The 20,170-nt window shown below is 52.0% G+C and carries 11 protein-coding genes, 1 pseudogene and 1 riboswitch; of the genes and pseudogenes, 7 read left to right on the top strand and 5 right to left on the bottom strand.

Features of this window, described 5'->3' with window-relative positions; all coding sequences use genetic code 11:
* Positions 1–575 (bottom strand): transposase domain-containing protein (locus ACMHXI_RS06075; protein WP_413734372.1); only part of this gene is annotated, 575 nt, incomplete at its 3' end.
* 129 nt (positions 576–704) lie between these two features.
* A complete protein-coding gene (locus ACMHXI_RS06070; RefSeq protein WP_025008920.1) occupies positions 705–1,616 on the bottom strand; it encodes a LysR family transcriptional regulator in 912 nt (303 codons plus the stop codon).
* Between the two features lie 121 nt (positions 1,617–1,737).
* On the opposite strand from ACMHXI_RS06070, the gene ACMHXI_RS06065 reads away from it, so the two are divergent.
* Positions 1,738–6,291: a biotin carboxylase N-terminal domain-containing protein gene (locus ACMHXI_RS06065; RefSeq protein WP_096140983.1), complete on the top strand. Its 4,554-nt coding sequence runs from the start codon at positions 1,738–1,740 to the stop codon at positions 6,289–6,291.
* Positions 6,292–6,342: 51 nt separating this feature from the next.
* Here the strand turns inward: ACMHXI_RS06065 and ACMHXI_RS06060 are convergent.
* Positions 6,343–6,624: pseudogene (locus tag ACMHXI_RS06060) on the bottom strand (IS4 family transposase); the annotation flags it as partial.
* Between the two features lie 236 nt (positions 6,625–6,860).
* Between ACMHXI_RS06060 and ACMHXI_RS06055 the strand changes: the two are divergent.
* Positions 6,861–8,294, top strand: a complete 1,434-nt coding sequence (locus ACMHXI_RS06055; RefSeq protein WP_107005081.1) for a diguanylate cyclase — start codon at positions 6,861–6,863, stop codon at positions 8,292–8,294.
* A 261-nt stretch (positions 8,295–8,555) separates the two neighbouring features.
* Positions 8,556–10,646 (top strand): elongation factor G, encoded by a 2,091-nt coding sequence (gene fusA / locus ACMHXI_RS06050; protein WP_096140981.1) that lies wholly within the window; start codon positions 8,556–8,558, stop codon positions 10,644–10,646.
* A 324-nt stretch (positions 10,647–10,970) separates the two neighbouring features.
* Here the strand turns inward: fusA and arcA are convergent, their stop codons facing one another.
* Positions 10,971–11,687 (bottom strand): two-component system response regulator ArcA, encoded by a 717-nt coding sequence (gene arcA / locus ACMHXI_RS06045; protein WP_025008928.1) that lies wholly within the window; start codon positions 11,685–11,687, stop codon positions 10,971–10,973.
* A 560-nt stretch (positions 11,688–12,247) separates the two neighbouring features.
* Here arcA and ACMHXI_RS06040 point away from each other — a divergent pair.
* From ACMHXI_RS06040 to ACMHXI_RS06025, 4 genes are all read left to right on the top strand, one after another.
* Positions 12,248–12,682 (top strand): DUF3293 domain-containing protein, encoded by a 435-nt coding sequence (locus ACMHXI_RS06040; protein WP_025008929.1) that lies wholly within the window; start codon positions 12,248–12,250, stop codon positions 12,680–12,682.
* A gap of 82 nt (positions 12,683–12,764) precedes the next feature.
* A riboswitch (Lysine riboswitch) is annotated at positions 12,765–12,941 on the top strand.
* A 136-nt stretch (positions 12,942–13,077) separates the two neighbouring features.
* Entirely contained in the window at positions 13,078–14,445 is a 1,368-nt protein-coding gene (gene lysC / locus ACMHXI_RS06035) for a lysine-sensitive aspartokinase 3 (RefSeq protein ID WP_025008930.1), read from the top strand.
* The gene (locus ACMHXI_RS06030) at positions 14,435–15,541 is read left to right on the top strand and encodes a succinylglutamate desuccinylase/aspartoacylase family protein (RefSeq protein WP_045283024.1); all 1,107 of its coding nucleotides are present in this window, start codon (positions 14,435–14,437) and stop codon (positions 15,539–15,541) included. Before lysC ends, ACMHXI_RS06030 begins: the two co-directional genes overlap by 11 nt.
* A gap of 192 nt (positions 15,542–15,733) precedes the next feature.
* Complete coding sequence (locus ACMHXI_RS06025; protein ID WP_413734367.1) at positions 15,734–19,603, top strand: S8 family serine peptidase; 3,870 nt, start codon at positions 15,734–15,736, stop codon at positions 19,601–19,603.
* A 141-nt stretch (positions 19,604–19,744) separates the two neighbouring features.
* Here ACMHXI_RS06025 and ACMHXI_RS06020 read toward each other — a convergent pair.
* On the bottom strand, positions 19,745–20,170 hold a 426-nt coding region (locus tag ACMHXI_RS06020; protein ID WP_413734365.1), incomplete at its 5' end, for a transposase.

Genomic DNA, 20,170 nt, shown 5'->3' with positions numbered 1-20,170 from the left:
CGACGATAAGGGCTTATAGCGGCATCGACAATGACATGAGAGCGAACATTCATCATGGTCACCACCCTTAATACTGGATGAGGCGTCTGTCTGTCGCTGGATGTATTACCCGACCCAAAATGGTCTCTTAGCTCCGGTGTGTCAGCGGTTCGAAAAAGCGCGCCATCCACAGCAAAGACTTGCAAACCTTGCCAAGTATCCTCAGGGTAACGCTCTAACCCCCACCTGTGGCTGCATTGCCTGAACAACCATTCTGGGGCTGCTTTGCCAAGGCGTTGCCTTGCTTGCGTTAAAGCACTTTTTGCTAACAGCTCCTCATTAGCTAACCCCTCGGCACAGACATTCATTCGCCGTGCAACTTCGGCAATCGGTTCGTTGCGGAAAAACGCCATTCCAACAATAAGCCAAAGAACCATATCACTCGGTAAGCGACGTCGACGAATCGTCGCTTTATCAGAAAGTGTTACCGCTTTAGCAATCCACTCGTCAGGAATATGCTCGGAGAAGGTGGTTAGCTGAGCGACATCAACAGGACTCTCTTCAAGAAAGTCGGCAAAGCAGTTTTGAATAGACATAAAAAAATCGGAAACCTACAAACAGGTTTCCGATTGTCTCTCATCAGGAGGATCGGTCAACCGATCCTTATCTGATCTACGTTGCGGCCAAGGCTGGGGTCTTTAGCCTTCTTCATCTGCAAAGATTGGCTACATCATCAAAGATTGCAGCGACTCCTGACTGTTGAAGCGCTTGGTAAAGAAGTCCAGAAACACACTGATATTGGTCGCCAGTTGTCGACGGGAGGAATAGACGCCATAGACCTTGAAGGGTTCTATGGGCCACTCCTGCAGCAGCGGCACCAGGGCGCCGCTGGCCAGCTCGTTCTTGCATACCGAATGGGACAACATGGCGATGCCAAAGTCATCCAGTGCCAGCTGCTTGACCATGATGGCACTGTTCACTCGAGTGCGGCGCCTGAAGCTGGCCATGGTTTTGCGGCTCCCCTTGCCCAGCGGCCAGATGGGGGCCGAGCGTGAGGTGCCCAGCAAGATACCATCGTGACGGGCCAGATCTCTCGGGGTTGCCGGCGTTCCTTTGGACTTGAGATAGCCGGGGCCAGCCACCAGAATCGGCTGACGTTCAAACAGGAGCCTGGCGACGAGATCCGAAGGCTGCAGCGGGCCATACTTGATGGCGATATCATAGCCTTCGCCCACCAAGCCCACATCGGCATCGGTAAACTGAACATCCAGTTCGACCCCGGGATAAAGCCGCATAAAGCCGCTGCAGAGATTGGCTATCAACTCTTGGCTGAATGAAACCGGGATTGCAATCCGCAATGAACCGGAAACATCATTATGGGTATTCTCGATTGTGGCCTTTGCCGCTTCCACTTCGTTGCAGATGCTGTCACAGTGTTGATAAAAGAGCGCGCCCACCTGAGTGAGGCTTATTGAGCGGGTATTTCGTTGCAGCAGACGGACCCCAAGCTGTTGTTCCAGTTGGGCGATTTTTCGGCTAATGGTAGACTTTGGCAGGCCGGTTTCACGGGCCGCCTGAGAGAAGCCTTCTGCTCTGACCACTGCTGCAAATAGGAGCATCCCATTCAAATCTGGCATGTTTTTATTACTGTCTCAAAAATGGAACATAGCGTCTAAGGCAGTTTAATGGCATTTGACGGGATAACAAAGGTATATTTATTGGCTAAAAAATTTCAGAGGCTTAGCAGAGGATCGATAGATGACCAGCAAGAAGCAGCCCGCAAACACGACTCAAGCCCAGACTCCGGATCCCCTGTTTCTGCAGGCGGAGCATTTGGCTAAGGATTTTTCGCTGTTCCCAGAGCACAGCAAACAGAGCCTTTCTGAAGAGATAAAGGGTCTGTTGGATGACGATGCCATCCAGAGTAACTTAAAGTCATTGGCGCAGTTGGATGTGGATGGCTATGTTGCCAAAGTTATCCAGCCTACCCAGGACAAGAACCGCCCAGGTGCCAAGCGAATCATTGCCGATCTGAAAGGCAAGATGATCGCCGAGAGCCACAACGGCCCATTCTACAGCGCCGAAATAGAGCTTAACTTTGGTGGTCGTAACCGCCGCATCGGCTTTATTGCCCAGGAGCGCACCACGGCCAACGGTGCCTGGATGCCGGAACATCACCTGCAGGCCTGTGAGGCGATTCGTCATTTCGCCGAATTGTCCATGCCCATAGTTTACCTGATTGATACCCCCGGAGCCGATGCCGGTGAGGTGGCCAACAGCCATAACCAGGCACATTCTATTTCCAAGGCGATTGCCGAGAGTGCCAACGTCGATGTGCCGACTCTGGGTATAGTGATTGGCGCCGGCTACTCGGGTGGTGCTATCCCACTGGCGGCGGCCAATATACTGTTGTCGCTGCGTGATGGTATTTTCAACACCATTCAGCCTCAGGGCCTGCAGAGCATCGCCCGCAAGTACAACCTTTCATGGCAGGAGTGTGCCAAGTCTGTGGGTGTGTCCCCGGAAGAGCTCTATACCTCAGGTTGTATCGACGGCATTGTGGATTTCTCTCCTTATGATCGCGACGAGCGTCAGCACAACCTGCGCCGCGCCATCATCAGCGCCATCGAAGCCATTGAACGCGCCGCAGTGCAGTTTGTAAAAGAATCCGATGACCTGCGCGAACACTATGATCGCAGCCTCAAGCGTTTCCTCGAACCTTCCAAGAGCCTCAAGGCATTGGAGTCCAACGCGGAAATGTCGGTTGCCATCAGCCCGACCATGCACCTTAACCTGTTCGGCAGCGCCTACCGTTATCTGCGTTATTTGACTCTGCGCAGCCGTATTCACTCCATCTCCATGGATCAGTATGGTCGCCTGTCCAAGGTGAGTGTGCCCGAAGGGGATCTGTTGGCCCGGATCCAGAAGGAGCAGGAGAAGGTGTTCCAGGCTTGGCTGTCCAGCCCGGATAAGCTGGTTTACGACGAAGAACTCAACAAGCTGTGGAGTAACTTCATCTCCAAGCGTGATGATGTTTCCACCGAGCGTAACATGCTGACCCGTCTGATCCTGGGTGAGCCGAAAGAGAACTACAAGAAGGCCCGTAAGGCGCTGCTGTTCAACATTGGTTGGTCTTTGTATCACCGTTGGAAGAGTAATGCCGCCAACAACTTCAAGGGGCTTATCCACTATCTGGAAACTCTGCCGGCAGAAGTGACTCAGGCGCCTTGGCCTGAACTGAACCAGCTGACAGTACTGGATGTAGTGGTCAATGAAGAGCTGCGTGAAGACTTCATTTGGCAGTGTTACAACATCCTGATCTTTAACGCGCTGTATGACAATGTCGTGGGTAACCTGGCCTCTATCGCCAAGGAAGCCATGATGGCCAAGAGCCTGTCGCGTCAGTCTGTTGATGGCCTGCTGCACAAGTCTATCGACCGGGCGATTTCCACTCAGGATACCGCCAACGACAAGAGCAAGTTCTACAAGTGGCTGAAGTACTTCATGTCACAGTCCAACCGCGCCGAACTGCTGACCAAGACAGAGCAGTGGAAGAGTGTGGGTTTCCCACAACTGAACGATTCGCTGTTCGTTATCCTGACTTACTTCTTTGAGCGTCTGCTGCCGGAATACTTCGACAGCGAAGAGGACAAGGGCAAGTACACAGGTGCCATCAACCCGGTGCGTATCGGTCGTCGTAAGGACTTCTGGAACCGTTTGACCATGGGTTACCAGGATCTGCTGATCCAGAAGGTGCTGCGTGACGAGAAGAAAGCCGGCAATATGACCTGGGAAAATATCATCGCCAAGTTCTTCAAGAACTTCGATGAGATCAATGGCGACAAGATGTCGGCCAACCTGCTCAACTTCCCGGGCTTCCGTCTCTCTATTGAAGATGCACTCGACAAGGGCATTCGCCCCTGTGGTTTGATCACGGGTCTGGCGGACTTTGAACATGGCGGCAAGGCGCTGCGTGTCGGGGTTGCTGTATCCAACACCGCCTTCCAGGCCGGTGCCTTCGATATGGCCAGTGCCGAGAAGTTCTCTGCGCTGCTTATTGAGTGTGCCAAGCGCAGGCTGCCGGTGATCTGCTTTATCAGCTCCGGCGGTATGCAGACCAAAGAGGGGGCTGCTGCGCTGTTCTCCATGGCCGTGGTGAACGACCGTATTACCCGTTTCGTGCGTGACAACGAACTGCCTGTGCTGATGTTCGGTTTCGGTGACTGTACCGGTGGAGCCCAGGCATCCTTCGTGACTCACCCTCTGGTGCAGACTTATTATCTGTCCGGTACCAATATGCCGTTTGCCGGTCAGATGGTGGTACCTGCTTACCTGCCATCCACTTCGACTCTGTCCAACTACCTGTCCAAGGTGCCCGGAGCGATGAATGGCCTGGTCAACAACCCATTCAGCACTCAGCTCGATGAACAGCTCAAGAGCATAGATCCTCTGATGCCTATGCCTAACGCCGAGATAAGTGATGTGTTGACCAATGCTCTGTCGACTCTGGTGGTTGAAGTAGAAGAGGTCAGCGAAGAGATAGTACAGGACGATCCTCGTGCCCTGATGAAGCCTATCGATAAGGTGCTGGTACATGCCCGAGGCTGTACTGCGGTGAAACTGATCCGCAAGGCTCACGACAATGGCATTAATGTGGTACTGGTGGCGTCCGATCCTGATATGACTTCGGTTCCTGCCGACATGCTCAAGGAAAACGACAAGCTGGTTTGTCTCGGCGGTAACACTTCCGACGAGTCCTACCTGAACGCTTACTCAGTGTTGAAAGTGGCCGAGTATGAGCAGGTAGACGCACTGCACCCAGGTATCGGCTTCCTGTCGGAAAGCCCACAGTTCGCCGCCCTGTGTGTGAACAACGGTGTGAACTTTGTTGGTCCAAGTGTGCACTCGATGACAACCATGGGTAACAAGTCCAACGCCATCAAGACCTCTCAGGCGCAGAATGTGCCCGTGGTACCAGGCTCTCACGGTATTTTGACCAACGCCGAGCAAGCGGTTAACGTGGCCAACGAAATCGGCTACCCAGTGCTGCTCAAAGCGGTACAAGGTGGTGGCGGTAAGGGTATCCAAGTGGTTAAGCGCCCCGAGGATATGATTGGCCTGTTCCAGAAAACCTCCACCGAAGCGGCTGCCGCCTTTGGTAATGGTGACCTGTACCTGGAAAAATATGTGACTTCACTGCGTCACATCGAAGTCCAGTTGCTGCGTGACAAGTTCGGCAACACCAAGGTACTGGGTCTGCGTGACTGCTCGGTGCAGCGTAACAACCAGAAGGTGATTGAAGAGTCCGGTTCCACCATGCTGCCTGAAGAACTCAAGCAGAGAGTGATGGAATACACCCGTGCTCTGGGTGATGCCACCGACTATATGGGCGCAGGTACCGTTGAGTTCATCTATAACCTGGATGCCAACGAAGTCTACTTCATGGAGATGAATACCCGTCTGCAGGTAGAGCACCCGGTAACCGAAGCGACTTCCGGTATTGATATCGTCAGCGCGCAATTCGATGTGGCAGCCGGTCGCTCCATTGAAGATCTGCAGCCGCAGGAAATTGGCTATGCGATGGAAGTGCGGGTGACAGCCGAGAAGGCTGCTCTGGATAGCCAGGGCATACTGCAGCTGGTGCCAAACCCGGGGCTTATCACTGAGTGCGTGATGCCCGAGCGCGATGATGTGGAAATCATCTCTATCGCGGCCGATGGCAAAGAAGTGTCGCCATACTACGACAGCCTGATTGCCCAGATCATCATCCGCGGTGAAAGCCGGGACGATGTGATTGCCAAGATGTATGACTATCTGGATCAGGTGGTCATCAAGGGGATCGCCACCAACATCCCGCTGCTGAAGCGGATCCTGGCCGACGAGACCTTCCGTGAAGGCGTGTATGACACCAACTATCTGCCGCGCCTGATGGCCGAGCTGGATATCCCAGCCCTGATCGCCGAAATGGAAGCCGCCGCCGAAACTCAAGGTGTGGATACCGAATCGCTGCGTGTGGGTGAGTCCAACGAGCTCAAGGTGTTGGCTCAGGGCGCGGGTATCTTCTATACCTCTCCGGCGCCGGGCGAAGCCGACTTCGTCAAGGAAGGCGACATAGTGACTGTCGATCAAACGCTGGCACTGACCGAAGCGATGAAGATGTTCTCTCAGGTGACATTGGCAGGCTTTAACCGCAAGGGCGCCGAGCTGTATCCAGAGGATAAGAAATACCGCATTGAGCGGATCCTCAACAGCAATGGCCAACAGGTCTCTCAAGGCGATCTGCTGTTTGTGGTCTCCCCTGTGGAAGACTGAGGCTGCTGATTGTCAGTAACCCGAAAAGGCCCGCTATGTGCGCAACGTAGTTCACTTAAGCGGAGCTGCCTTGTGATTAACAGGATATCGGGTCTTTGATATTTTTACCGCCCTAGGCCGATTTGGCTTAGGGCGTTTGTCTATAAAAAGGATGGACAAGTCTCCTCGCAGACTGTTTAGACGCTTCGGCGTATTACCTGGTGACACCGCTTTGCTCATGACTTTGAGCTGACTTGCGATGAACTGACAAGCGTACTTAAAGCTGATTTCATTGGGCATTCGACCATGCTCTACTGCCGCCTGACTCGCTTCTCGTCTCACCAAGTTATAACCAAAGTCGGCAAAGCAGTTTTGAATAGACATAAAAAATCGGAAACCTACAAACAGGTTTCCGATTGTCTCTCATCAGAAGGATCGGTCAACCGATCCTTATCTGATCGACGTTGCGCCATGAGCGGGTCTTTTGTTTCTTAACGGTTGGATTCAATTTCAGCCGGCGCAGCATATGACCAGAAGCTGATGTTTTTGAACTAATATTGAATGTATCCTGAATCGCCGGAGCATACAGATTGCTGAGATATTTGCGGCCCATATTGTTTGGCAGCCTTTTACTGGCAACGGCCGCAGTCAATGCTGTCACGATTCCCTATTGTGTCGACCCCGACTGGATGCCCTATGAAGGCATAGACCAAGGCAAGCATGTGGGGATCTCTTCCGGCTTTCTTGAACTTATCGATCAGCAGACAGATTGGCAGTTTCAACTGGTGCCCACGGAGAGCTGGCAACAGACATTAGCCTACTTGAAGCAGCAACGCTGTGTATTCACCCCCATGCTCAACTACACTCCCAGGCGCGCTGAGTTCTTATATTTCAGCGATATCTATAGCCGTTCTCCCAATGTGTTGGTTTCCCGCCACGAGCAACCCTTTCTGCAAAGTATGGAACAGGTCGGTGATAGAAGCCTGGCGATCCCCAGAGGCTACCGCTTGCTGGATTATGTGCGCCAGAACTATCCCAAAATCCGCATTATTCTGGCCGAGACAGAGCAGCAGGGATTGGAGATGGTCTCCAGCGGTGAGGCGGATCTATTTATCGGCTCTATGTATTCCATCAATGCCCGCATTCAGCAGAGTGGGTTGTTCAATCTCAAAATCGCCGGTTGGGCCGGGCCAGAGGATCAGTTCCGGATGGCAGTAACAGAGAATGCCAAATGGATGTTACCCGAGCTCAATCATTTACTGGCGCAGATTTCCGATGAACACAGGGCCAGGCTGTACCGGCAGTGGAGCAATATGGCGGTGCTGGAACAGACAGATTACCGAATGTTCTGGCAGTTGTTGGCGGTGGCAACATTGATCTTCGGTGCCTTGCTGGCACGTAACCGCTGGATCAGTAAATACAACCGCGAGTTGACAGCCAAGAATCAACAACTGGAACAATTGCGCAATCAGTTGCTGGAAACCAACAGAGAACTTGAGTTCATTTCGACCCACGACCCTTTGACCAAGTTATATAACCGTCACTATTTCCACCGACACTTCGCCGCCGAACACCGCAGTAACTCGGCACAAGGGCACACGTCGCTGATAGTAATAGACATAGATTTTTTTAAAGAGATCAATGATCGTCATGGCCACAGTGTGGGAGATTCGATTCTCCGCGAACTGGCGGCTCTGCTCAAAGATGGTGCCCGTGAACAGGATCTGGTGGCACGCTGGGGTGGTGAGGAGTTTATGATCATCTGCCCGGATACCGACTGTGTACAGGCGGGGCGTTTATGTGAACGCCTGGCACTGGCGATGAAGGTTTATCCCTTTTCAGCCGGTGTTAGCCTGAGTTGCAGTTTTGGACTGACAGAACTTAAAGCCGGTGAATCGATCTGGAGTGCATTTGACCGGGCGGATTTGGCCTTGTACCGGGCCAAGTCGGAAGGTCGCAATAGGATCTGCTGCGATCCCGAATCCGATCGAGCCGATAAAATTAGCTCAAATTCGTCAGCTTAGCGCTGTAGCGGCGCTTTTATACAATCAATTTCTGCATTAATCGCTCGAATATAGAAAATATTGAATTTCAAGATATTGAATTTAATGAATTTTATTTTTGTTGCCCGTCTGTGATGACAAACTGGTGAAAATTGAAACTGCTGATTGCAGCCTATAGGGGTTTCGGTGTTATAATACGCGCCTTATTTATGGGGTTCCGTCTGTCGCAGCTTTGAAGTGGCATACTCCGTCTCCTATTAACTAATCATTTGAAGTTGAATCATGACTGACTTATCAAAATACAGAAACATTGGTATTTTTGCTCACGTTGACGCGGGTAAAACCACTACCACAGAACGTATCCTGAAACTGACCGGCAAAATCCACAAGATGGGTGACAGCCATGACGGTACCACCACTACTGACTTCATGGAGCAGGAAGCTGAGCGCGGTATTACCATTCAGTCTGCTGCGGTAAGTTGCTTCTGGAAAGATCACCGCTTCAACATCATCGATACCCCCGGACACGTTGACTTCACCGTTGAAGTATATCGTTCTCTGAAAGTTCTGGACGGCGGTGTTGGTGTATTCTGTGGTTCCGGCGGTGTTGAGCCTCAGTCCGAAACCAACTGGCGCTATGCTAACGAATCCGAAGTTGCCCGTATCATCTTCGTAAACAAGCTGGACCGTATGGGTGCCGACTTCCTGCGTGTTGTTGGTCAAATCAAGCGCGTTCTGGCTGCGACACCACTGGTTATGACTCTGCCTATCGGTATCGAAGACGAGTTCAAGGGTGTTGTTGACGTACTGAACCGCAAAGCCTATGTATGGGATGAGTCTGGTCTGCCAGAAAACTACTCTGTAGAAGAAGTTCCAGAAGACATGGTTGATCTGGTTGAAGAATACCGTGAGCAACTGATCGAGACTGCCGTTGAGCAGGACGACGACCTGATGGAAGCCTACATGGAAGGTGAAGAGCCTTCTATCGAAGACCTGAAGCGTTGTATCCGTAAAGGTACCATCAACCTGTCATTCTTCCCCACATACTGTGGTTCTGCTTACCGTAACAAGGGTATGCAGCTGGTTCTGGATGCAGTTGTTGACTACCTGCCATCTCCAACAGAAGTTGAGCCTCAGCCTCTGACTGACCCAGAAACTGGTGAAGAAACCGGTGAAGTAGCTACTGTATCTGCCGATGAGCCACTGCGCGCTCTGGCGTTCAAGATCATGGATGACCGTTTCGGCGCCCTGACCTTTATCCGTATCTACTCTGGTAAGCTGAAGAAAGGTGACACTATCCTGAACTCTGCTACCGGTAAGACAGAGCGTATTGGCCGTATGGTTGAGATGCACGCTAACGATCGTAAAGAGATCGATTCTGCTCAAGCCGGTGACATCATCGCCGTTGTAGGTATGAAGAACGTTCAGACTGGTCACACTCTGTGTGATCCTAAGCACGAATGTACTCTTGAGCCTATGATCTTCCCTGAGCCAGTGATCTCTATCGCTGTAACTCCTAAGGACAAAGGCGCTTCTGAGAAGCTGGGTGTTGCTCTGGGTAAGATGGTTGCAGAAGATCCATCATTCCAGGTTGAAACCGACCAAGAAACCGGTGAAACCATCCTTAAGGGTATGGGTGAATTGCACCTGGACATCAAAGTAGACATCCTGAAGCGTACTCACGGTGTTGAACTGACTGTTGGTGCTCCACAGGTAGCTTACCGTGAAACCATCACTCAAGCCGTTGAAGACAGCTACACTCACAAGAAGCAGTCTGGTGGTTCTGGTCAGTTCGGTAAGATCGACTACCGCATCCGTCCAGGCGAAGCTGGTAGTGGCTTCAAGTTCACCTCCAGCGTTGTTGGTGGTAACGTACCTCGTGAATTCTGGCCAGCAGTTGAAAGCGGCTTCGAAGACATGATGAACGAAGGTCCTCTGGCTGGCTTCCCAGTACTGGACGTTGAAGTTGAACTGTTCGACGGTGGTTACCACGCAGTTGACTCCTCAGCAATCGCGTTTGAAATCGCTGCCAAGGGTGCATTCCGTCAGTCTATGCCTAAGGCCAAGCCTCAGTTGCTGGAGCCTGTGATGAAGGTTGACGTGTTCACTCCAGACGATCACGTTGGTGACGTTATCGGTGACTTGAACCGTCGTCGCGGTATGATCAAGGATCAGGAAGCTGGTCTGACTGGCGTACGTGTTAAGGCTGACGTGCCACTGGCAGAAATGTTCGGTTACATCGGTCACCTGCGTACCATGACTTCTGGTCGTGGTCAGTTCTCCATGGAGTTTTCTCACTATGCTCCATGTCCTGCCAACGTGGCTGAGACTGTTATCGCAGAAACCAAGGCTCGTAACGCAGCCAAGAAATAAGGATTAATTATCCTGATAAAAACCCGCCTTGATGGCGGGTTTTTTTATGGGCGAATATCTAGTGCCGCGAAGCCAGCAGAATCAAACTTGCATTCAGCTCGGCGGATGCCGATGAATATCAATGGGCAATCGTATGGCAACTGTTTTCGAAAGTGGCATATGTGGCAAAGGAGCTACCTAAGATAAAGGAGCTGGGATTGGCAGAGAATTACCGTGAGGAAGCCACTGCGAATATCAGTAGCTGGGGGAACCGAAATAGGTGAGCAGATAAACAAAAGCCAGCTCGATAAGCTGGCTTTGTGCAGAGCCGATAAAGCGTGTTTATCAGTCTTCGAGGTTACCGCAGAAACGGTAGCCTTCGCCGTGGATGGTGGCGATGATTTCCGGTGTATCAGGCACACTTTCGAAGTGCTTACGAATACGACGGATAGTCACATCAACAGTACGGTCGTGTGGCTTGAGCTCACGGCCGGTCATTTTCATCAGCAGCTCAGCGCGGCTGAGGATCTTGCCTGGGTTTTCCACAAAGTGCAGCATAGCGCGGAATTCGCTACGTGGCAGCTTGTAAGATTCACCCTGTGGGCTCACCAGAGAACGGCTGTTGATTTCCAGGCTCCAACCATTGAAACGATAGTATTCAACGGCAGCCTTTTCTTCAATTTCAGCGCCAGAGCTGTTGACTCGAGTCAGCAGGTTACGGGCACGAATGGTCAGTTCACGAGGGTTGAACGGCTTGGTGATGTAATCATCGGCACCGATCTCCAATCCAAGGATCTTGTCCACTTCGTTGTCACGGCCAGTAAGGAAGATGAGACCGATATTGTTGATTTCGCGCAATTCCCGCGCCAACAGCAAACCATTCTTACCTGGCAGGTTGATATCCATAACCACCAGGTTCACCTTGTTTTCCTGCAAGGCTTTGTGCATCTCTGCGCCATCATTGGCTTCGGTTACCACATAACCTTCTGCCTCGAAAATACTTCTCAGCGTGTTACGGGTAACGGCTTCATCTTCAACGATCAGAATGTGCGGGTTTTGCATGTTATTTACCTAATTAAATCAGTTTATCTAACCATGAGCGCGGGTGACGCTCCGCTATACTCTCTAAAACGCCAACATTCACAGGGTTCACGTAAGTGCTGTTCAAAACTGAAATGAAACGGCAACACACTTCATGATTAGCAAAAAGTATGCTCTCCACCCGGAGAGGCGCGAACTGTACTGTCTAGGATTCCCAGTGGCGGGATTTAGTTCCTGAAAGACATGGAAAATCCAGAAAATGTCATCTTAAAACCAGATTACATTTGGTACAGAGTCGTTATCGATAGAGACTTATGCTGTAGCGTAATGGCGCTAGCCGGGTCACACACTTAACTCTAAGCCTCTGTCGATACAATCCATTGTACTAGGATTGGGCATTTGTTAACAAATGAAATGTTAACAAATTAATGTTTAACTATGATCTACATCACAAGTTTTTGCGTTACCTATTGAAAGATAAGCATTTTGTATTTTGTCTTACTGTGAGCTTGCTCACGGGGCTAGGGGAATGCAAAAGCCTTTGCTAGAATAAATCCGGTTCATTAGAGACAGATACTACAATGGATGCTGCATTTGAAAGTCTCTGGCAGTACTACCAGAGCGCATGCTTTTTATTGACTCAGTCGTTTTCTTCCGCTGTTCCTTTCGCTATTGTCACCGCCCATAATCCCCTTGGGCAAAAACTCACTTCTTGCCAAAACCGCCTTCTCGATCGGCAGCTACAACACGATATTGATAAGCTGGGCATTCCTTACCGGGCGATCATAGGCGCTGCTGATGATCTCAGTCATATGGAAAAAAGCTGGGCTCTGTTTCTGGATAAGGCCGCGGCAATAGAACTGGCATCAAAGTATCGCCAAAATGCCCTTTACTACGTTGATAGTGGGCTCTTGACCTTGGTGCCTTGCCTGAAAGGGGAGCGAGAGGTGGCGCTTGGACAGTTTGCTGCCAGGGCGCGCCTGGTCAGCGAGTTACCCGAGCTCAGTGACGGATGAGTTGAGGAAATTTCATCCTGCGCAAATTAGCATTGACTTCATAAGGACTTTATTGCTAATTTTTTCATCCCTTTCGCGAGAAAGGAACAGAAGAGGTGCGTTAACTAGGTAGTGAGTCAGAGGAGGCCAATTCTCCAATGACGGCTCATGAGGGAGATTAACGCCGAGGTCGGGATGCGTATTGGCTACGCTTCCGGTCGGTTGGTCAGGCTGAATCCTGGCGACTGTCACCTGGTTTTGGTGGAGAGCTTCTGGTGACGATCGCTGTTTCCCTGCTATGGGGTGCGTTATCTCTGCACCAGGCTCTTCGAACGTTATCTGTTCGGAGCTTAACTCATGAAATCTATTCTCGTTATCGACCTTTCCCTGTTACCTGCCTGTGGGGGAATGCGCTGATGTCTCTTGTTGTTGCCAAGTTTGGTGGTACCTCAGTTGCCGATTATCAGGCGATGAATCGCTGTGCCGATATAGTGCTTGGAAACCCGGCCACCCGTCTGGTTGTGGTCAGTGCATCCAGTGGCGTAACCAATCTGTTGGTGGAGCTGTCCCAGGCAGACATGGGGGATGAGCGCCGTCTCAAGCTATTGAAAGAGATAGCCACCATTCAATACGCAATTCTGGATAAACTTGGCAGACCGGCAGATGTTGCCGCGGCGCTGGATGCTTTGCTCAGCCGCATGGCAACGCTCAGTGCCAGGTTATTGCAGGCGCCGAGTCATGCTATGGTCGATGAGATCCTATCTTTGGGCGAACAGTGTTCTTCAGCGCTGTTTGCCGCGGTATTGAGAGAACGTGGTGCCAAGGCCAGCGCCTTTGATGTGCGCCAGGTGATGCGTACCGATAGCCATTTCGGTAAGGCCGAGCCACAAATCGCCGAGTTGAAGCGACTGGCGACAGAGAAATTGCAACCTTTGCTTGAGCAGCAACTGCTGGTGACCCAGGGCTTTATCGGCGCCGATGCCGATGGCCGAACCACTACGCTTGGGCGTGGTGGCAGCGATTATTCTGCGGCCCTTTTGGCTGAGGCGCTGGAAGCCGATGCGGTCGAGATCTGGACCGATGTAGAAGGGATTTACACCACGGATCCCCGACTGGCTCCCAACGCCAGGCCTATCGCAGAAATCAGTTTTAATGAGGCGGCAGAGATGGCTACTTTCGGTGCCAAGGTGTTGCACCCTGCCACCATCTTGCCGGCGGTGCGTCAACAGATCCAGGTGTTTGTCGGCTCCAGTCGGGCACCGGAAAAAGGTGGCACCTGGATCCGTCACCAAGTGGAAGATGAGCCGGTATTCAGGGCCGTTGCGGTGAGACGAGATCAGACCCTACTTAACTTGCACAGTTTGCAGATGTTGCATGCCCAGGGCTTTTTGGCAGAGACCTTTGCCGTGTTGGCGCGGCACAAGATCAGTGTCGATCTCATTACCACCTCAGAGGTGAACGTGTCGCTGACGCTGGACAAAACGGGCTCAGATTCGGCCGGCAAGGGGCTTCTGACCGAAGCTCTGCTGCAGGAATTGTCGCAAAACTGCCGTGTGCGGGTGGAAGACAAGCTGGCTCTGGTGGCCATCATAGGCAACAAGATAGCCACTACTGCCGGGATCTGTCGCCGGGTATTTGAAGTGCTTGAACCCCATAACGTCCGAATGATCTGTCAGGGCGCCAGTCCGCACAATCTTTGTGTCTTGGTGTCGGAAGCCGAAGCCGGTGATGTTGTTGCCGCTTTGCATCGTAACCTGTTTGAAGGGGCTCAGGATGCAGCTTGAACATCTGCCGGTTGGGGAGCTGGCTGCCGGCCAGCCCTTGACCATACCTGTTTATCGCTTCAAAGGTACCAGCGATGCGGCGCCCAGCGTCTATATTCAGGCCAATGTGCATGGCGCCGAGGTGCAGGGCAATGCGGTGATTTTGCAGTTGCTGCAGTACTTCAAGGCTCATCCGCCTCTGGGAGATATCACCCTGGTGCCTCTGGCCAACCCCTTGGGGATTAACCAGAAAAGCGGTGAGTTTACCTTGGGCCGTTTTGATCCCATCACAGGTATCAACTGGAACAGAGCTTATCTGGATCAGGCCGTCCACCTGGATGACTGGTATCTGCTGCACGGTGAGCTGCCGGAGCCAGCACTGTTTGACGCTTTTCGTCGTCTTCTTATTGCCAACTGTGAGCAGGCATTGGCCAATCCCTGGGGAGTGACGACCGGGCAGAGATTGGCGCTCAATCTGCAGAAACTGGCGCACTGCGCTGACATAGTGCTGGATCTGCACACCGGCCCCAAGTCCTGTAAACACCTCTATTGCCCCGAGTATGAGCTGTCTGCTGCCGGCTACTTTCATATTCCCTATACCCTGGTGATGCCTAAAGGTTTTGGCGGCGCCATGGATGAAGCGGCCTTCAATCCCTGGTGGCAGCTCAGCGACTATGCCAATAGCCGGGGCAGAGAGCTGAAAGTCGCAGTGTCGGCCTTTACTTTGGAGCTTGGCAGCCAGGAGCGTATCGATCTTGCCGATGCCAGCCGAGATGCGGAAGGCATATTAAGTTATCTGAGCTATAGAGAGGTGATAGCCCAGAGCATACAGCCCGAGGTGATGTCGCGTTTTGCTTGTATGCTGAAAGACTATCGGAAGTTTCACGCACCTATGGCAGGTATGGTGGAGTATCTGGCCGAGCCGGGAGTACCTTTGGCTGCGGGCGCGCCTCTGGTCAATATGCTCAGGCTCGACCGAGTCGATGCCGGCACTGAAGTCACCAGGCTCTCGCTCAATGAGGATGTGATCCCTGTGCTGCATTTTGCCTCGGCGTCTGTGCACCAGGGAACTGAGCTCTACAAGGTGATGACCAACTACTTCACTCTTTCTGGTTAAGTCAAAGCCGGATATGAAATCCTTTTTAGCGTCTACCATTCTGTAACCAGCTGATAATTTGTAATATTTTGTGTCTTTTGTTTCTTGTTTGTATCAATTGATGTTACAAGAATTAATCCCTTTGTATTAAGGGAGTGTTTTTGAGCATGGAAACATAAAACAACAATAAGCAGTCTTATAGGGAGTAGACAAGTGAAGAGTCAAGTTGCAATAGCCGTTTCAGCAGCGCTGTTATCTATGGCATTCCATTCAGAAGCCGCGCCAGTGAGCGTATCGGATCCATTTATTTCGTCGGATCTGCTTAGTGCGTCCAGCGGCCTCAAAGGACAACAGCAAGGGGGAGGGCAACATAAGTTTGTCAAAGAGCCTGGACTTGCAGAGGGTAAATACACTTATATAGTGCGCCTTAAAGATCCCTCTGTGGCGAATTATGCCGGTGGTATTTCCGGGCTTGAAGCCACCAGTCCACAACGAAGCCAAGGGCTGGCGCCCCAAAAGGCTCCCAAGCTGAATACCGCCAGTGTGGCGGTGAAGTCCTACGTGAAGTATTTGAATGCCAAACAACAGAACTTTTTAATGAGTGCCGCGGCCCAAGGGGTTCAGTTGCAGGCCAAGGCCAGATATCACTATGCCTTTAATGGCCTGGCGGTCACCATGGATCAGCAGCAGGCTGAAGCCCTGTCCAAGTTACCCGAAGTGGCGTTCATTGAGCGGGAAAGCCTCTATTCAATGGATACCGACAGCAGCCAGAGCATGATAGGTTCTCCCAAAGTGTGGGACGGCAGTGCAACAGGGACCCGGGCTATGGGTGAAGGGGTCATAGTCGGGGTGATCGATTCCGGGATCAACAGTGATCATCCATCCTTTGCCGACATTGGGGGAGATGGTTACGACCATACTAACCCCTGGGGACAGGGGGTCTACGTCGGTGACTGTGCGGCAGAGTTTTCTGACATGTGCAACGACAAGCTAATCGGGGTCAGAAGTTATCCCGAGATTACCGATAGTTATGATGATGAAGAGGTCTTTGGCCCAACACCTCCACCCAAGAATGGTGAGGATTATGGTGGCCATGGTTCTCATACTGCCAGCACTGCGGCGGGCAATATCCTTAAGAATGTCCCCTATGTTGCCGGTGAAGTCGGTGAGGCTCAGGGGGAAGGTATTGAGACCGGGCTCGAATTTACACAGATCTCCGGGGTTGCCCCCCATGCCAACATTGTTGCCTATCAGATCTGCCGTCCGGGCAACAATGGCGATAGATATTCAGGTTGTCCCACATCGGCGATTCTCAAAGCGTTGGATGATGCCATTGCCGACGGTGTGGATGTGATCAACTATTCCATCAGCGGCGGTGGTTTCCCTTGGTCAAGCGCGACAGAGATGAGCTTCCTGGCTGCCCGTAATGCCGGCATCTTCTCAGCCGTATCGGCCGGAAATACCTCTGCCTCGGTTAGCCAAGTTCCCTTTTCTTCACCCAAAAATGCGCCTTGGTATACCTCAGTCGCGGCATCTACCCACAACCGGGAAGTGCGTTCCATTCTGGAGTTCAACGGTGACCAACTGGACTACACTCAGGGAACCGGGCCGGTAATGACTACAGATATCAGTGCACCTTTGGTGTATGCCGGTGACTTGGCAGCTGATAATTTCGAAGGTTGTAACGCCTTTGCCGCCGATGCGTTCAAGGAACAGTTGGCGCTGATTAAGCGCGGCGGTTGTAACTTTGCCGATAAGGTCAATAATGCCAAAGATGCGGGGGCAGTAGGGGTTATCGTCTTTAACAAAGACGGTGAAGGCAACGTCAGAACCAAGATGTCCGGACTGGGCAACACCAGTATCCCTTCTGTTTTCATCGGTAATATTGATGGCTTGGCTGTTGTGGATGCGCTGGCGGCCACGCCAGGGCTGGTGGCCAAAATCAATGCTACTCCATCGGCCGTTGAGCGTCAGGCAGATGTGTTGGGCGACTTCTCTCTACTCGGGCCAAATCGTTACTTCGATGTGATTGCGCCTTCGATTTCAGCACCGGGTGTGGACATCTATGCCGCTTATGCCGATGAGCAGTATGGCCATGAAGTAACAGGGACAGATCCTGCCGATTATACCTTGATGTCCGGTACTTCCATGTCCAGCCCTCATGTGGCGGGCGCCGGGGCGCTGCTGAAGTCGGCTCATCCTGAGTGGACACCGGATAATATCCGTTCAGCCTTGATGCTGACGGCAACTACGGCCAGTGCTATGACCAAGGCCGATGGCAAGACTACCGCGGATCCGTTTGATGTGGGTGCCGGCCGGATCCGGGTCGATTTGGCCGCCAAGACAGGGCTCATCATGGATGAGTTGGCGGACAATTATGAGTTTGCCAATCCAGAACTCGGTGGTGATCCCAGACGTTTGAATCTTCCCAGCATGTCCACTAGCCAATGTGTTAACAGTTGCAGTTGGACTCGAAAAGTCACGGCGACCAAAGACGGCGTATGGAGCGCTGCCGGGGTGGCGACGACTGAAGGGCTGAAAATAACGGTTTCGCCTGAAAACTTCACTCTGACCAAGGGGCAGTCACAGGTGGTGACTGTCACTGCCGATATCACAGGGGTGAGCTCCAGTGATTGGGCGTTTGGTAACCTGCTGTTGACCTCGAGCAACCACCCTGATGCGGCTATGCCGGTGGCGGTCAAGGCTTCCCGTGACAACCTGCCGGACAGCTTTACCATCCGGGCAGGACGAGATGCCGATGAGCTGACTTTCAGCCAGCTCAAATCGCTGGATATGACGGGACTGGATGCAGAGGTATCTGCCTTGGCACTGGCCGACAGCTTTGAAGGCGTGCTGAAGCAAGATTCGGATGTTGGCAGCTTCCTGGACGACATTACCGACGGCGTTGCCTACGTTGTTTACAGTGTTGAAGATGGTGCCAAGCTGTTCAATACGGCCATTACTGCCACCAACTCTCCGGATTTGGATCTCTATGTGGCAATAGACAGGGACGGTGACGGGGCGCTGGATGCCCTTGTTGGCCAATCGGCCAGAGCCGGTTCTGATGAATCTGTCAGCATCAGTAATCCAGAAGCCGGTGATTACTATATCTTTGTGCAAAACTATGAGGCCTCAGCCGCCAATGCCGAAGATCCCTTCACCCTGAAAACTTCAGTGGTAGAGGCAGGTCCGGCTCAGGACAACTTTACTCTGACCAAGACGGGTGATAACGAGGACTTCTCACTGAAGTTTGCCTGGAAGGATAATTTTGCCGCCAGCGACCTGGGTTATGCCGTAGTAACTCTGACGTCCAGCGATACCAGCATCGCGGCCAAGAACTTGCCGGTTGCTTTCAGCCGAGTCGTTGATGATGTGCAAATGCCTGCGGCCAGTGTGCTCAGTGGAGAGATGGCCCCCGGACAGCCAGTAACCATGGCTGTAACTATTGCTGCCAATGCTTCCCCGGAGGCTCGGGAATATCAAATCAAGGCCATGGTGCCGGAAGGACATGAAGTCACGGCTATCAGCGACCAAGGAGAACTGGCTCAAGGAGTATTGAGTTGGACTCATGTGATGCAAACCGGCGATCCGGCCAAAACGCTGAGCTTCAAGTTTATCCCGCGTAAACAGGGGCAGGGCAATAAGCTGATATTGAGCAATACCGTAGTCAATGATACCGCCGAGGTGCTGACTCAGGAGTATCTGTTCGATGTTAAAGAAGGGGCCCCTGTTATCAAAGTTGATGCACCGGACCGAGTGGCAGAGCGCAAGAGCTTTGTTATCGATGCGTCTGCCTCGGCCGATCCCAATGGCGATGCTGTCAGCTATCAATGGACTCAGATTGCCGGTGCACCACTGAAGTTTGACAGCTCGGCGGCCAAGCTGGAGCTGACGGCACCTGAAGTGGGAGGCTCTGGCGATTTGCTGACTTTCAATCTGAAGGTGAGTGACTCCAAGGGTAACAGCACCACAGAAACTGTCAGCATAGTGGTCTTTGACTTCGAGCGTGACGGTGGTGGTTCGCTGGGTTGGTTGTCGCTGCTATTGCTGCCTTTGGGGTGGCTGCGCAGGAAATCGAGCTAAGGAAGGTGCGAGCAAGTCCTGTGTGCTCTGCGTTGGCTTACAGGCCTGGATGCAAGGCGTGGTTTGCAGCAAATGGCCATAGTCCTTTGCACCTTCCCTAAGCCTTAAACTGAAAAAGGCTGCCAACTTGGCTAATGCCGTTCACTTAGTGTGAACGGCATTTTTCTTAGGCTTAATGGGATACTTGTTTTTACTCATTTTTAACGCACGTGGATAGGCTCTATCCTGTTTCCCATCAAGCTTGAACTGCCTCGCATTACGCACTATGTCCAAGACCTCTCTCGGGACATTTCCAGGCGTTTGAGATGACAGTTGAGTCAGTTTAAAAATGATATAACTCGATGCATCTCTAAAGCTTAATTGGTTCGGATGTAACGACGGTAAGCTCTTAGCCATCAACATCATCTTGTATCTGATGAGGTTATAGGCCAATAGTACCCCCCACAATTCTTGGATAACCAACTCTGGCAATTGACTACGCAACGTAAAGCGACTCTCCAGAAGATGCTGCTTCATCTCCCGATAGCCCACTTCTATCTCCCATCGATGGGCATATAAATCCGCTAT

Source organism: Shewanella sp. BJSY2023SW005 (assembly GCF_047314585.1).
In the GTDB taxonomy this organism is placed as follows: Bacteria; Pseudomonadota; Gammaproteobacteria; order Enterobacterales; family Shewanellaceae; genus Shewanella; species Shewanella algae.
Note: the sequence above shows the minus strand (reverse complement) of the source record. Positions and strands in the feature narration are given on the sequence as shown.

Bases quoted from the DNA above. Each gene is read 5' to 3' on its own strand.
- ACMHXI_RS06065 (WP_096140983.1), top strand. From the start codon at position 1,738: ATGACCAGCAAGAAGCAGCCCGCAAACACGACTCAAGCCCAGACTCCG.
- lysC (WP_025008930.1), top strand. From the start codon at position 13,078: ATGTCTCTTGTTGTTGCCAAGTTTGGTGGTACCTCAGTTGCCGATTAT.
- ACMHXI_RS06040 (WP_025008929.1), top strand. From the start codon at position 12,248: ATGGATGCTGCATTTGAAAGTCTCTGGCAGTACTACCAGAGCGCATGC.
- fusA (WP_096140981.1), top strand. From the start codon at position 8,556: ATGACTGACTTATCAAAATACAGAAACATTGGTATTTTTGCTCACGTT.
- ACMHXI_RS06070 (WP_025008920.1), bottom strand. From the start codon at position 1,616: ATGCCAGATTTGAATGGGATGCTCCTATTTGCAGCAGTGGTCAGAGCA.
- arcA (WP_025008928.1), bottom strand. From the start codon at position 11,687: ATGCAAAACCCGCACATTCTGATCGTTGAAGATGAAGCCGTTACCCGT.
- ACMHXI_RS06030 (WP_045283024.1), top strand. From the start codon at position 14,435: ATGCAGCTTGAACATCTGCCGGTTGGGGAGCTGGCTGCCGGCCAGCCC.